We start from the raw sequence: 14843 nt of genomic DNA, 5'->3' as shown, positions 1-14843 counted from the left end.
CAAGTTAGTTCAACAAAATTTTTATTCAGAGTGTCAGTATATACGGACTAATTGACTCTATGGTTTTATTTCACACCGAAAAATTAACACATTTTTATTGAACGTACACTATAGTGTTGAATTTTTTTAAATTAATTTTAGACAAAAAAATAAACCATGAACATAAAATTTCTTGCAACAGCTCTAATTTTCGGCTTGTTATCGTGTAAAAATTCGGAAACATCCCTAGCTGAAAACACTTCAAATTTTGTAGAAAACAATCCTATGGCAACACGTGAAACGATTTATCAGTTTAAAGTAGAAGATTTAGAAGGCAATACATTTGACTTTGCTTCATTGAAAGGAAAGAAAATATTGGTGGTAAATACCGCTTCCAAATGCGGATTGACGCCGCAGTATAAAGAATTGGAAGCTTTATATAAACAGTACAAAGACAAAAACTTTGTGATTGTAGGTTTTCCAGCCAATAATTTTGGACAACAAGAGCCGGGAAGTAATAAAGAGATTGCCACATTTTGTCAAAAAAATTACGGTGTAACCTTCCCGATGATGGCGAAAGTATCTGTAAAAGGCGAAGATATGTGTGCGATGTATCAGTTCTTAACGCAGCAATCCCGCAACGGTTTACAAGACAGTCAGGTAGAATGGAATTTTCAAAAGTATTTGATTGGAACAGACGGTCATTTGGAAAAAGTGGTCGCACCACAAGTCACCCCAATGGATGCACAAATTGTCGATTGGATTAAAAAATAAATCAATTCCCTCCTTGCGAGGGATTTTTTTTGAATAGTGTTGAATAAAAATCCGTACTTTTACCACCCAAACAGCACACTTCACTATGAGTCAAAAAGTCTTACTCAATTCGAAAGAAGTACACATCATCCTGCATCGTTTGGCTTGTCAGTTAATCGAAAAACACCTTGATTTTAGTTCGACCGTTTTAATCGGGTTGCAACCGCGCGGTAAATATTTGGCTGAGCGCATTGCCCAATTATTGCGAGACGAATACCAAGTAAACGACATTCGTTTGGGATTTTTGGACATTACGTTTTTTCGGGATGATTTTCGACGTGGCGACAAACCTTTGGAGGCGAATAAAACCCAAATTGATTTTTTAGTAGAAGATCAAAAAGTGGTTTTTATTGACGATGTGTTGTATACTGGACGAAGTATTAATGCAGCCCTTACGGCTATTCAATCGTTTGGTCGTCCTTCTGAAGTCGAATTACTAACCCTCATAGACCGACGTTTTAGTCGTCATTTGCCCATTCAACCCGATTATCGTGGCCGTCAAGTTGATGCCATCAACCAGGAAAAGGTGAAGGTATGTTGGATGGAAAATGAAGGAGAAGATGCCGTCTATTTGGTCACACAACACTAAACTACAACACAATGTCTGAACTTTCCGTAAATCACCTGCTCGGCATCAAATATCTCAAGGAAGAAGATATTCAATTGATTTTTGAAACGGCAGATCATTTTAAAGAAGTCATCAACCGCCCGATTAAAAAAGTTCCCTCTTTACGGGATATTACAATTGCCAATATCTTTTTTGAAAACAGTACCCGAACCAAGTTATCGTTCGAGTTGGCACAAAAGCGTTTATCTGCCGATGTGATTAGTTTTTCGGCGGCTCAATCTTCGGTTAAAAAGGGTGAAACGTTAATTGATACTGTCAATAATATATTAGCGATGAAAGTGGATATGGTGGTCATGCGCCATTCCCATCCCGGTGCGGCGTATTTTCTATCACAACATGTCAAGGCAAGTATTGTCAATGCGGGCGATGGCGCACACGAGCATCCAACACAAGCTTTATTGGACAGTTATTCCATTCGGGAGCGATTGGGTGATGTAGCGGGAAAAAAAGTAGTCATTGTAGGCGATATTTTGCATTCACGGGTAGCCTTATCCAATATTTTTGCGTTGCAAATGCAAGGCGCAGAAGTGCGCGTTTGCGGCCCCAAAACCTTAATCCCGAAATATGTAGAAAGTTTGGGGGTAAAGGTAGAATCCAATTTGCGCCAAGCACTTGAATGGTGTGATGTTGCCAATATGTTACGCATTCAAAACGAACGTTTGGATGTGACGTATTTTCCGTCGACTCGGGAATACGTGCAGCAATTCGGACTCACCCAAGAACTTTTAAATTCGCTCAATAAAGAAATTGTAATCATGCACCCCGGACCGATTAACCGTGGAGTCGAAATCACTTCTGAAGTCGCTGACGGACCGCATTCGGTAATATTGGATCAGGTGGAGAATGGGGTAGCCGTGCGTATGGCAGTCATTTATTTATTAGCATCAAAAATAAAATAACCTATGAAAGTTGACGTCAAAGGACATACAACCGTAATTAAAAATACAGCAGAAGGAGTGGCCGCTTTTTGTGAAAAAGTGACGCACGAACATGTGCAATTTGCCCAACAGAATCTCATTATAGACCTTACGCATGTGACTGCTACCTTGGCTGATGTGAAATTATTTTCAGCTTTGTCTAAAGTACACCGCAAAGGAAAGAAATCGTTTGTCCTTGTTGCTTTGGGCTTGGATTACAATGCGGTTCCAGCCCAATTGCATGTGGTGCCTTCGCTCCAAGAGGCGCATGATATTATTGAAATGGAAGAAATCGAACGCGATTTAGGATTTTAAGATGAACAACAAGACTTTTATATATATCTATACAGTTGTACTGTTTGCACTGACCTTTTTATTGGTACGCCGATTCTTTGGCAATTTAAAAACAGGTGATTTTGAATATTTGAAATTGGCGCTGAATTTGGGAATCGTCATTGTTTTAATTCTCAAAATTGTTCGTTTAGGAAAAATTGAAAATCAAAAAACGGAAGAATAGTTGAAACTTACCATACTTGGTTGTTATGCCGCCACGCCGCGTACTTTATCCAATCCGACTTCTCAGGTTTTGGAAATCAAGAATCATGTTTTTTTGATTGATTGTGCCGAAGGAACCCAAGTACAATTGCGCAAGAGCAAAGTAAAGTTTTCCAAAATCAATCATATTTTTATTTCCCATTTACACGGCGATCATTTTTATGGATTGGTCGGTTTGATTTCGACCTTTATGCTTTTGAATCGCGAGAGTGATTTGCACGTGTATGGTCCGAAAGGCATCAAAGAAATTATTCTACTGCAATTGCGTGCTTCGGGTTCGTATACCGGTTACAGTTTGTTTTTTCACGAATTGGAATCCAAAGCTTCCGAAGTTATTTTTGAAGACGAGAAAGTTCGCGTTTCCACAATACCCTTGAACCACCGCATTTATACCAACGGCTATTTGTTTGAAGAAAAAAATAAAGAGCGCAAATTGAATATTGCCGCGGTTGAGGAGTATGCGATTGACAAAGTCTATTACAATAAAATTAAATACGGCGGTGACATTACACTTGAAGATGGTCGAGTCATTTCAAATGCTGAATTGAGTTTTGATCCGGCAGTCGCACGAAGTTATGCCTATTGCAGCGATACTTTATACGATGAGCGCATTATTCCGCTTATTGAAGGTGTAGACTTATTATACCACGAAAGTACATTTTTAGAAAAAGAAGCTCATTTGGCGGAAAAAACCATGCATTCCACTGCCAAGCAAGCGGCTACAATTGCTTCAAAAGCTAACGTAAGACAATTGGCTTTGGGTCATTATTCCACGCGATACGGTTCGATTGACGGATTTCAATCCGAAGCCGAAACCATTTTCCCTAAAGTATGGTTAGCCGATGATGGTAAAGAATTCGAAATTCCGTTGCGTTAATTTTACTTCCCATTCTTTTGCCGTAATTTAGTACGCAAATAAACGTACGATGAAAGATTTAGGCAATTACCGAAAATCCTATGATAAAAGTGAGCTGTTGGAATCACAGCTCCCAGAAGATCCTATTAATTTATTTCACCGCTGGTTTCATGAAACCGAAGACTTTGGTGGTGTCGATGAAGTCAATGCCATGACGGTGGCTTCTATCGGACTCGATGGTTATCCGAAGTCGCGCGTGGTGTTATTAAAAAAGTTCAACGAAGAAGGATTTATTTTTTACACCAATTATAATTCCGAAAAGGGGAGAGCCTTGGAAGTCAATCCGCAGGTTTGTTTGTCCTTTTTTTGGCCGAGTATCGAACGTCAGGTTATCATAAAAGGAAATGCGGAGAAAACATCCGAAATTGTATCCGATAATTATTTTGACAGCCGCCCCGACGGGAGTAAGTTGGGCGCTATCGTTTCGCCCCAAAGTGAGGTTATTCCTTCCCGTACTTTTTTAGAAGATAATTTACGCCAATTGGAAAAAGAATTTGAAGGGCAAAACATACCGCGTCCCGGTCATTGGGGTGGCTATTTGGTCCGACCCGTTTCTGTTGAATTTTGGCAAGGGCGCCCTAACCGGTTACACGATCGAATTCGGTACACGCTTTTGTCAGATTATACATGGCAAATTGATCGTTTAGCGCCTTAATTGTAAGAAAATATCCCTATAAAATAAATTACTTATGTAGTTCATCGATTTTATTTGTCGTTTTGACGGTATAGTAGTAAGTTTGGATAACCAAATCAAAACAACGTTCATCAATTATTAACTGACAAGATATTTGCCCCACATCTATCGGTCAAAACTTAACCTACTACTATGAAAGCAAAACTACTCAGATTGTTTTTGCCAATTGCATTGGTATTCACAATGGTATCGTGTTCTAAAGACACTGACAGCGATTCATCTCAAGAATATCGCTTAGTGACTTCGTATGATTACTCTGCTGAGGAATCAGATCTCATCCAACGTATCAACGATTACAGAGAAAGTATAGGTAAATCGCGTTTGCAAATCGTAAACCACATTTCATACAAATCGTATGAGCACAATGAGTACATGATTGACAATAATGTGGTAAATCATGATTATTTTGACGATCGCGTAAACAACATCAAACATGTTTTAGGAGCAGTTCGAGTAGGGGAAAATGTAGCCTACAATTTCTCTAGTCCAACTTCTGTATTAAACGCATGGTTGAACAGTCCGGGTCACAAAGCCAACATTGAGGGAGACTACACCCACTTTGGAGTTTCCATCTCGGTAAACCCAACTACTGGTAAACGCTATTACACCAACATATTTATGAAGAAATAATTGATTTATAGTTTTGTTTGATTTTGAAAAAGGCCACCCTTCGGGGTGGTTTTTTGTTTGTATTTTATTTTAGGATTGGGCAGCACAAGTTGGGTGGTTTACTCCATTCTCACCGGCTTTCGCCTTTATCCCCGATAAGAATCGGGGGATACCGGCTCTATCCGGGCTGAAGTCACGATTTGTTTTTTTACACGTATACTAAAATCTAGTAGTAAAAGAAATCAGTAGTTTCAATTGATGATATTTCTACATAAGTAGAAAATTGCCTTTGGCATATCTTTTTCCACCTAAGGAATGAATATCGTTTTAAAGACTTTTACTGCAATGAAATTGAACTGTTAGCATTTATATTGCTAATATATTTCAAGAGGATTAAGCGCACTAATCACTCCTTATGATCTAATTAAGCGTAAAGGAATTGAATTCGTATTTGGAGTACAAGATTGAATCGAAAAGCCGTATACTAATCCTTTTTCTATCGTCTATGCTATATATTTAATCCAAACGATTTATTTCGTTTCAAACCCGCTTATAACCAAGAAAAACGCCCCACTTTGCAGTGAGGCGTTCTCGGGTTTAAACAATTTATAATGTAGATTATAATTTGGTAATGATGAATTCTGAACGACGGTTCGCTTGGTGTTGCTCTTCCGTACATTCGGATTTGTTGGTGGGTTCACAAGCACAATCGTTAACCAATTGTGATTCTCCGTAGCCTTTACCTGTTAAGCGTTTAGCTTCCACACCATTTTTAATCAACCAAGCAATGGTCGATTTTGCTCTTCGATCAGAAAGCGAAGCATTGTATTTTGCAGTCTGACGACAGTCGGTATGCGAGCGAACATCAATTTCCATATTTGGATATTGTTTCATTACATCCAAAATTTTAGCCAACTCAACGGCTGCATCCGGACGGATATACGATTTATCTAAATCAAAATAAATAATTTTAATACCAAATGCTTTAGCTAAATCATCACCAGGCTGAACAGGTTTAGTTGTGCGTTCCATAGTAATGGGCACAAACGTTTTCCCTGTTTCGTTGGCTGTCATTACTGGAGTATCTACGGTATTGTATTCTGGTAATGTAGTTTTTAGGTAGAATTTCGTTTCACAATCTTGAGCACCAAAATCAAATTTACCTTCTGCATCGGTTTTCATTTCTTTCAATACTTTGAAGTTTTGGTCTTGTAAAACAACCGTTACACCAGCCAATGGTTTACCATCTGCCACATCTGTAACGATACCGTTAATGGCTTGTTCACAATCTACCAATCGGGTGTTTTCTTTGAAACGGTAGATATCATCATTTCCATTTCCACCATCACGGTTTGAAGAAACATAACCAGTACGGTCTTTTTCATTGATTAAATAAGCGAAATCATCTTTAGAACTGTTGATGGGTTCACCTACATTGTGAATACGTTTGAAAGAGCCATCAGGTTGAACTTTAGCAAAGAATACATCCAATCCTCCTAATCCTGGATGACCGTCAGAAGCGAAATAAAATTCACCGTCTGAAGTAATCATTGGGAACGTTTCACGGCCTTCAGTGTTGACTACATCACCTAAATTTACAGGTGTTCCAAAAGAACCGTCACCGTTGATGTTTACTTTAAAGATATCAGACAACCCTTTAGTTCCTGGCATATCCGATACAAAGTATAAGGTTTTCTCATCGGCACTTAAGGCGGGGTGAGCGGTTTGGTAGTCATTACTGTTAAAAGGAAGTTCTTTAATATTTGTCCATTTACCGTCGTTAAAAGTAGCCGAGTAAATTTTCAATAGGGTAGAACCTTTGCTGTTTTTTTCGCGTTTATCCAAGAAGCTGTTTCTTGTAAAATATACGGTTTTACCATCTTTGGTAAAGGCACAAGTCGATTCGTTGAAACGAGAATTTAATCCCATATCCATTCTTTTCGGATTGGAGACTTTACCTTGTTCACCGATATCGGCCGTATACAAATTAGTAAAACTTTCACCTGTCCAGGTATGTTTACGTTTTCCTAAACTTCCAGTATCACGCGCTGATGTAAATACTAATTTTTTGTCATAATAGGCAGCACCGTAATCAGAATATTGCGAGTTAATACCTGCATTTTCCAAGGTATAACGTCCCGAATTTTTCTTGATTTGGGCTAAATAATCTTTTTGTGATGCCGCTAATTTAGCACGTTGATCATTACCACTCAACTGATTAAACTTCGCCATCATTTGATCGGCTTTTGCGTAATCATTGGTTGCTTTTAATGCTTGTGCATAACGGAAATAATATTCGGCTGGATTTTCTGGTGCGAAAGTGAATAATTCGTTGTACCATTTGGCAGCGCTAGTTAAATCACCTTTGTAGTAATACGAATCTCCTAATTTTTGCAACATATCTTGAGATTTGTATCCTTTGGCAAAAATACGTTCGTACGTTTTAATCGCATCAACATAAGCATAGTTTTGAAACTGCTTTGTTCCTTTGGCTTCCTTGTTTTGAGCCGTAAGGCTTCCACAAGTGGCAAGAGCGATTAAAGCTATTTGTAAGAATCTGTTTTTCATGGTTGCTTATAATTATATTAGAAGAATCTTGGTGATACAATACGGTCGTCACGTTTGAACAATTCAAATCGTAAAAATACTTCGTGAGAACCTGAGTTATAGTTGGCTAATTTAGTTGTTTCTAAATCATATCCATATCCTACAAATAAACCATCTGTAATTTGGAATCCGGCCATTGCACTCATGGCAGCACCCCATCTCCAAGCGGCTCCTAAAGTAAATTTATCATTGATCAAGAAGTTACCCGATACATCCAATTGGAAAGGAGCTCCTTCAACAACTTTTGATAAGAAAGCAGGTTTGAATTTTAAGTTCGGACTTAAATCAAAAACATAACCTCCAATTAAATAAAAGTTCATACGTTCTTTATAAACAGCTACATCATTATCATTGTAACGTTTTGTTTCAAAGAAATTGGGAACGGATAAACCTAAGTACGATTTGTCTGAATGTAAATATGCTCCGGCTCCAATATTCATACTGAAGTTGTTGTTCAAATTTTGAAGTAGTGGATCATTCGCATTTTGGTAAGTCAATTTAGTAACATCTAAATTAAATAAATTACCTGTCGCTTTTACACCAAAGGATAATTTATAGGTTTCAGAAGTTTGGATAGAATACGATATATCGGCAGAAATTGTATTTTCTGTAGTAGGTCCGATTCGATCATTAACAAACGATAACCCTAATCCAAGATTAGTGAATTGAATTGGGGTATTCATTGAAAATGCATTTGTAACTGGTGCACCATCTAATCCGACCCATTGTGTTCTATGTAGTCCAAAGAAACTCATAACACCACGTGAACCAGCATAGGCAGGGTTGACGTTAATTGTGTTATACATATATTGTGTGTATTGGGCATCTTGTTGAGCGAAACTCATCCATCCCGATAACAGCATTCCGAAAAGTAAAAATCTTGTTCTCATTTATTTGGGTGTTAAAAACACCCGGGGATTAAGGGTATAATCCCCGGATGATCAGATTATCTTGATAAGTACAAATATCCGTTTTTAGTTACATAATTACCTTCAGCATTTTTGTATTTCAAAATGTAGAAGTACGTACCCGTTGGTAATTCCGCCGATTGGTTAACGGTAGCTCTACCTTCAGAAACTCCACGGAATACTCTAGACTCATTGTCATAGTTGGTTGTGTCAAAAACTTTCACACCCCAACGGTTGTAGATTTCAACAGTATTCTCTGGGTAACAAGTTGTATCTTGAATGTTTTCAATGATAAAGTAATCGTTGGCTCCGTCACCATTTGGTGTCAATGCATTATTGATTACTAACGCTTGACAAGGTAATACAATACAAGCATTTTCATTCACATTTATAGTTACTGCATATTCCACAGGACAAGTTCCATTACTTAATGTATACTTGATAATGTAGCTACCATTTGCAATTTGGTATGGATTAAAGACACCTGTTGAAGTATTTAATCCGCCTGTGTTATTCACATCTGTCCATACACCTGAAGTCATATCTGTTCCAGGGAATTGCGCTAAAATCACATTGGCAACATTTACAGTTAATGTGTTATCATTATTACATACAACATCTGCATAAGTTAGGTTGTTTGTTGCAGCTACCAAGGTTACGTTCACAGTTTGTGTATACGTGTTGGTATTGTTACAAGCATCTGATACAGTCCATGTTCTCACAATTGTGTATACTCCATTTTGTGTTGGTGAAGTAGTTTCGTTGTAAGCTACAATTACTGTTGTACTACAATTATCTGTAAACTGTAATTGAGGAACAGTCGGAATTGCATCACAATTCACATTTACAACTGCTAAGTATGGAGTAGCGATCTGTGGAGCTACAGTATCAACCACATTCACAATTTGTGTATGTGTAGTTGTATTACCACATGCATCCGTTGCAGTCCATGTTCTTGTCAGTGTGTAAGCACTTGGACAAGATCCAGCTGTAGAAGTTTCATTGAACGTTACCGTTGCAGCACCACAACTATCAGTTGCTGTTAATGTTGCAGCTGAAGGTACATTATCACATTGTGCAGTTGCATTTGTCGGTAAAGTTCCTACGAATACTGGAGCCGTAGTATCTTGTACCGTAATGGTTTGTACATGTGTAGTTGTGTTACCACAAACATCTGAAGCTGTCCATGTTCTTGTTAAAGTGTAAGCACCTGGGCAAGAACCTGCAATTGTAGCTTCATTGAAAGTAACGGTCGCTGTACCACAATAATCACTAGCTGTTAATGTAGCTGCAGCAGGAACGTTTGAACATTCCACTGTCACATTCGTTGGTAAAGTCTCAACAAATGTTGGAGCCGTTGTATCCTGAACAGTAATGTTTTGAGAATGTGTAACAGTGTTACCACATTCATCTGTACCCGTCCATGTTCTAACAAGTGTATAGTTATTTGGACAGCTTCCTGCTACTGTTGTTTGATTAAATGTTACAGTTGCTGTACCACAGTTATCAGTTGCAGTTAATTCAACCAATTCTGGAATACTTGTACATTCAACAGTCACATCAGTTGGTAAAGCTTCTACGAAAGTAGGCGCAGTAGTATCTTGAACAGTTACTACTTGCGTAGCAGTGGTTGTGTTACCACAAGCGTCAGTAGCAGTCCATGTGCGAGTTAATGTATAGTTACTAGCACAGTTACCTGCAGTAGTTACTTCGTTGAAAGTAACGTTAGCCGCACCACAGTTGTCTGTAGCAGTCAATGTTGCTGCCGCAGGAACGTTAGAACATTCCACTGTTACGTTAGCTGGAGTAGCTTCTACGAAAGTAGGTGCAGTAGTATCTTGAACGGTTACTACTTGCGTAGCAGTAGTTGTATTACCACAAGCGTCAGTAGCAGTCCATGTGCGAGTTAATGTATAGTTACTAGCACAGTTACCTGCAGTTGTTACTTCGTTGAAAGTTACAGTAGCTGCTCCACAGTTGTCTGTAGCAGTCATTGTTGCTGCTGCAGGAACGTTAGAACATTCAACAGTTACGTTAGCTGGAGTAGCTTCTACGAAAGTAGGAGCAGTAGTATCTTGAACAGTTACTACTTGCGTAGCAGTAGTTGTGTTACCACAAGCGTCAGTAGCAGTCCATGTACGAGTCAATGTATAGTTACCTGCACAGTTACCCGCAGCAGTTACTTCGTTGAAGGTTACCGTAGCCGCTCCACAGTTGTCTGTAGCAGTCATTGTTGCTGCCGCAGGAACGTTAGAACATTCTACTGTTACGTTAGCTGGAGTAGCTTCTACGAAAGTAGGCGCAGTAGTATCTTGAACGGTTACTACTTGCGTAGCAGTAGTTGTGTTACCACAAGCGTCAGTAGCAGTCCATGTGCGAGTTAATGTATAGTTACTAGCACAGTTACCCGCAGCAGTTACTTCGTTGAAAGTAACATTAGCTGTTCCACAGTTGTCAGTAGCAGTCATTGTTGCTGCCGCAGGAACGTTAGAACATTCTACAGTTACGTTAGCTGGAGTAGCTTCTACGAAAGAAGGAGCAGTAGTATCTTGAACAGTTACTACTTGCGTAGCAGTAGTCGTGTTACCACAAGCGTCAGTAGCAGTCCATGTACGAGTCAATGTATAGTTACCTGCACAGTTACCCGCAGCAGTTACTTCGTTGAAGGTTACCGTAGCTGCTCCACAGTTGTCTGTAGCAGTCATTGTTGCTGCTGCAGGAACGTTAGAACATTCCACAGTTACGTTAGCTGGAGTAGCTTCTACGAAAGTAGGCGCAGTAGTATCTTGAACAGTTACTACTTGCGTAGCAGTAGTTGTGTTACCACAAGCGTCAGTAGCAGTCCATGTGCGAGTTAATGTATAGTTACCTGCACAGTTACCCGCAGCAGTTACTTCGTTGAAAGTAACGTTAGCTGCTCCACAGTTGTCTGTAGCAGTCATTGTTACTGCTGCAGGAACGTTAGAACATTCTACTGTTACGTTAGCTGGAGTAGCTTCTACGAAAGTAGGAGCAGTAGTATCTTGAACGGTTACTACTTGAGTAGCAGTAGTTGTGTTACCACAAGCATCAGTAGCTGTCCATGTGCGAGTTAATGTATAGTTACTAGCACAGTTACCTGCAGTAGTTACTTCGTTGAAAGTTACAGTAGCCGCTCCACAGTTGTCTGTAGCAGTCATTGTTGCTGCTGCAGGAACGTTAGAACATTCAACAGTTACGTTAGCTGGAGTAGCTTCTACGAAAGTAGGCGCAGTAGTATCTTGAACAGTTACTACTTGCGTAGCAGTAGTTGTGTTACCACAAGCATCAGTAGCTGTCCATGTACGAGTTAATGTATAGTTACCTGCACAGTTACCCGCAGCAGTTACTTCGTTGAAAGTAACGTTAGCCGTTCCACAGTTGTCTGTAGCAGTCAATGTTGCTGCCGCAGGAACGTTAGAACATTCAACTGTTACGTTAGCTGGTGTAGCTTCTACGAAAGTAGGTGCAGTAGTATCTTGAATTGTCAAGGTAATTGTAGCAGTATCACAATTGTTTGGATTTAATACTTCACAAATTTGATAAGTGAAGGTATAAGTTCCACAACTTCCAGATGCTGATAAAGAAATATTACCATTTGAATCAATAACAACATTAGGTGCTGTTCCAGAGATAACAGTAAAGTTAACTTGGCCATTAGCAATAGCTATACCGTTTAATGTGTCGTTAGAAATTGCATTTGCAAATACTCCATTTTCAGAACAAAGAGCAGTAATAGTATCATCATTTGCAACAATTGTAGCAGCGTTCACAGTAACTGTTACAGTAGCCGTATCACAATTAGTTGGGTTTAAGATTTCACAGATTTGGTATACCAAAGTATAGTTACCTGCAGGAGTTCCAGCAGCAACTACCACATCTGTTCCTACTAAAGTTACACCCGGGTTTGTAGAAGATACAAACGTAGTGTTCACTTGAGAAGCAAGAACTGGCTGACCGTTAAGTGTATCGTTTACCAATACATTAGTGAAAGAAGTTCCACCTGCAAAACCATTAACTGGTGTTCCCGCATCGTCATTAGCAATGATAGGAGCAGCACCTACAGTAACTGTTACAGTAGCTGTATCACAGTTAGCAGGGTTTAAGATTTCACAGATTTGGTACACTAAAGTGTAAGTACCTGCAGGCGTTCCAGGAGCAACATTTACCGCACCGGTTGCAGGATCTAAAGTTACATTCGGACTTGTTGTAGAAACTTGTGTTAAGTTCACTTGCGCCAAAGTAACAGGTTGACCGTTTAAGGTATCGTTTACCAACACATTAGGTACAGCAGTACCACCCGTATAACCGTTAGCCGAACCGTTATCGTCGTTAGCTACGATAGGAGCAGCGTTCACAGTTACTGTTACAGTAGCCGTATCACAATTAGTTGGGTTTAAGATTTCACAGATTTGGTATACCAAAGTATAGTTACCTGCAGGAGTTCCAGCAGCAACTACCACATCTGTACCTACTAAAGTCACACCAGGGTTTGTAGAAGATACAAACGTAGTGTTCACTTGAGAAGCAAGAACTGGCTGACCATTAAGAGTATCGTTTACCAATACGTTAGTGAAAGAAGTTCCACCTGCAAAACCATTAACTGGTGTTCCCGCATCGTCATTAGCAATGATAGGAGCAGCACCTACAGTAACTGTTACAGTAGCTGTATCACAGTTAGCAGGGTTTAAGATTTCACAGATTTGGTATACTAAAGTGTAAGTACCTGCAGGCGTTCCAGGAGCAACATTTACCGCACCGGTTGCAGGATCTAAAGTTACATTTGGACTCGTTGTAGAAACTTGCGTTAAGTTCACTTGCGCCAAAGTAACAGGTTGACCGTTTAAGGTATCGTTTACCAACACATTAGGAACAGCAGTACCACCCGTATAACCGTTAGCCGAACCGTTATCGTCGTTAGCTACGATAGGAGCAGCGTTCACAGTAACTGTTACAGTAGCCGTATCACAATTAGTTGGGTTTAAGATTTCACAGATTTGGTATACCAAAGTATAGTTACCAGCAGGAGTTCCAGCAGCAACTACTACATCTGTTCCAACTAAAGTTACACCCGGATTTGTAGAAGATACAAACGTAGTGTTCACTTGAGAAGCAAGAACTGGCTGACCATTAAGAGTATCGTTTACCAATACGTTAGTGAAAGAAGTTCCACCTGCAAAACCATTAACTGGTGTTCCCGCATCGTCATTAGCAATGATAGGAGCAGCACCTACAGTAACTGTTACAGTAGCTGTATCACAGTTAGCAGGGTTTAAGATTTCACAGATTTGGTATACTAAAGTGTAAGTACCTGCAGGCGTTCCAGGAGCAACATTCACCGCTCCGGTTGCAGGATCTAAAGTTACATTCGGACTTGTTGTAGAAACTTGTGTTAAGTTCACTTGCGCCAAAGTAACAGGTTGACCGTTTAAGGTATCGTTTACCAACACATTAGGTACAGCAGTACCACCCGTATAACCGTTAGCCGAACCGTTATCGTCGTTAGCTACGATAGGAGCAGCGTTCACAGTAACTGTTACAGTAGCCGTATCACAATTAGTTGGGTTTAAGATTTCACAGATTTGGTATACCAATGTATAGTTACCAGCAGGCGTTCCAGCAGCAACTACCACATCTGTTCCAACTAAAGTTACACCAGGGTTTGTAGAAGATACAAACGTAGTGTTCACCTGAGCAGCTACAACTGGCTGACCATTAAGAGTATCGTTTACCAATACATTAGTGAAAGAAGTTCCACCCGCAAAACCATTCACTGGTGTTCCTGCATCGTCATTAGCAATGATAGGAGCAGCACCTACAGTAACTGTTACAGTAGCTGTATCACAGTTAGTAGGGTTTAAGATTTCACAGATTTGGTATACTAAAGTATACGTACCTGCAGGCGTTCCAGGAGCAACATTCACCGCACCGGTTGCAGGATCTAAAGTTACATTTGGACTCGTTGTAGAAACTTGCGTTAAGTTCACTTGCGCCAAAGTAACAGGTTGACCGTTTAAGGTATCGTTTACCAACACATTAGGTACAGCAGTACCACCCGTATAACCGTTAGCCGAACCGTTATCGTCGTTAGCTACGATAGGAGCAGCGTTCACAGTAACTGTTACAGTAGCCGTATCACAATTAGTTGGGTTTAAGATTTCACAGATTTGGTATACCAAAGTATAGTTACCTGCAGGAG

The 14843-nt window shown here is 39.7% G+C and carries 11 protein-coding genes; 8 read left to right on the top strand and 3 right to left on the bottom strand.

Translation table 11 applies throughout. The annotated features are described in order from the left end of the window. The first annotated feature begins 156 nt into the window (after positions 1-156). From EQG61_RS11970 to EQG61_RS11935, 8 genes are all read left to right on the top strand, one after another. A complete protein-coding gene (locus tag EQG61_RS11970; RefSeq protein ID WP_129462183.1) occupies positions 157-753 on the top strand; it encodes a glutathione peroxidase in 597 nt (198 codons plus the stop codon). A gap of 85 nt (positions 754-838) precedes the next feature. After that, positions 839-1381 (top strand): bifunctional pyr operon transcriptional regulator/uracil phosphoribosyltransferase PyrR, encoded by a 543-nt coding sequence (pyrR, locus tag EQG61_RS11965; RefSeq protein ID WP_129462182.1) that lies wholly within the window; start codon positions 839-841, stop codon positions 1379-1381. Between the two features lie 11 nt (positions 1382-1392). Then, the gene (locus tag EQG61_RS11960; protein ID WP_129462181.1) at positions 1393-2319 is read left to right on the top strand and encodes an aspartate carbamoyltransferase catalytic subunit; all 927 of its coding nucleotides are present in this window, start codon (positions 1393-1395) and stop codon (positions 2317-2319) included. Between the two features lie 3 nt (positions 2320-2322). After that, the gene (locus EQG61_RS11955; protein WP_129462180.1) at positions 2323-2652 is read left to right on the top strand and encodes a ribonuclease Z; all 330 of its coding nucleotides are present in this window, start codon (positions 2323-2325) and stop codon (positions 2650-2652) included. Position 2653: 1 nt separating this feature from the next. After that, entirely contained in the window at positions 2654-2854 is a 201-nt protein-coding gene (locus tag EQG61_RS11950) for a hypothetical protein (protein ID WP_129462179.1), read from the top strand. Continuing rightward, entirely contained in the window at positions 2855-3769 is a 915-nt protein-coding gene (locus EQG61_RS11945; RefSeq protein ID WP_129462178.1) for a ribonuclease Z, read from the top strand. It begins immediately after the preceding gene. 49 nt (positions 3770-3818) lie between these two features. Continuing rightward, on the top strand, positions 3819-4463 hold the full coding sequence (gene pdxH, locus EQG61_RS11940) for a pyridoxamine 5'-phosphate oxidase (protein WP_129462177.1): 645 nt from the start codon (positions 3819-3821) through the stop codon (positions 4461-4463). 171 nt (positions 4464-4634) lie between these two features. Further along, positions 4635-5132, top strand: coding sequence for a CAP domain-containing protein (locus EQG61_RS11935; protein ID WP_129462176.1), 498 nt, complete (start codon positions 4635-4637; stop codon positions 5130-5132). Positions 5133-5729: 597 nt separating this feature from the next. Here EQG61_RS11935 and EQG61_RS11930 read toward each other — a convergent pair. The 3 genes from EQG61_RS11930 to EQG61_RS11920 are packed head-to-tail and all read right to left on the bottom strand — an operon-like array spanning position 5730 to position 14823. After that, the gene (locus EQG61_RS11930) at positions 5730-7679 is read right to left on the bottom strand and encodes an OmpA family protein (RefSeq protein WP_129462175.1); all 1950 of its coding nucleotides are present in this window, start codon (positions 7677-7679) and stop codon (positions 5730-5732) included. A 17-nt stretch (positions 7680-7696) separates the two neighbouring features. After that, positions 7697-8608, bottom strand: coding sequence for a PorP/SprF family type IX secretion system membrane protein (locus tag EQG61_RS11925; RefSeq protein WP_129462174.1), 912 nt, complete (start codon positions 8606-8608; stop codon positions 7697-7699). A 56-nt stretch (positions 8609-8664) separates the two neighbouring features. Continuing rightward, on the bottom strand, positions 8665-14823 hold the full coding sequence (locus EQG61_RS11920; RefSeq protein WP_206733887.1) for a gliding motility-associated C-terminal domain-containing protein: 6159 nt from the start codon (positions 14821-14823) through the stop codon (positions 8665-8667). Positions 14824-14843: the final 20 nt, after the last annotated feature.

This window comes from Flavobacterium stagni (genome assembly GCF_004122105.1).
Lineage (GTDB): Bacteria > Bacteroidota > Bacteroidia > Flavobacteriales > Flavobacteriaceae > Flavobacterium > Flavobacterium stagni.
The sequence above is the reverse complement of the archived record's forward strand: the minus strand, read 5'-3'. Positions and strand labels throughout refer to the sequence as shown.

Bases quoted from the DNA above. Each gene is read 5' to 3' on its own strand.
- EQG61_RS11955 (WP_129462180.1), top strand. From the start codon at position 2,323: ATGAAAGTTGACGTCAAAGGACATACAACCGTAATTAAAAATACAGCA.
- pyrR (WP_129462182.1), top strand. From the start codon at position 839: ATGAGTCAAAAAGTCTTACTCAATTCGAAAGAAGTACACATCATCCTG.
- EQG61_RS11925 (WP_129462174.1), bottom strand. From the start codon at position 8,608: ATGAGAACAAGATTTTTACTTTTCGGAATGCTGTTATCGGGATGGATG.
- EQG61_RS11970 (WP_129462183.1), top strand. From the start codon at position 157: ATGAACATAAAATTTCTTGCAACAGCTCTAATTTTCGGCTTGTTATCG.
- EQG61_RS11960 (WP_129462181.1), top strand. From the start codon at position 1,393: ATGTCTGAACTTTCCGTAAATCACCTGCTCGGCATCAAATATCTCAAG.
- EQG61_RS11950 (WP_129462179.1), top strand. From the start codon at position 2,654: ATGAACAACAAGACTTTTATATATATCTATACAGTTGTACTGTTTGCA.
- EQG61_RS11930 (WP_129462175.1), bottom strand. From the start codon at position 7,679: ATGAAAAACAGATTCTTACAAATAGCTTTAATCGCTCTTGCCACTTGT.
- EQG61_RS11935 (WP_129462176.1), top strand. From the start codon at position 4,635: ATGAAAGCAAAACTACTCAGATTGTTTTTGCCAATTGCATTGGTATTC.
- pdxH (WP_129462177.1), top strand. From the start codon at position 3,819: ATGAAAGATTTAGGCAATTACCGAAAATCCTATGATAAAAGTGAGCTG.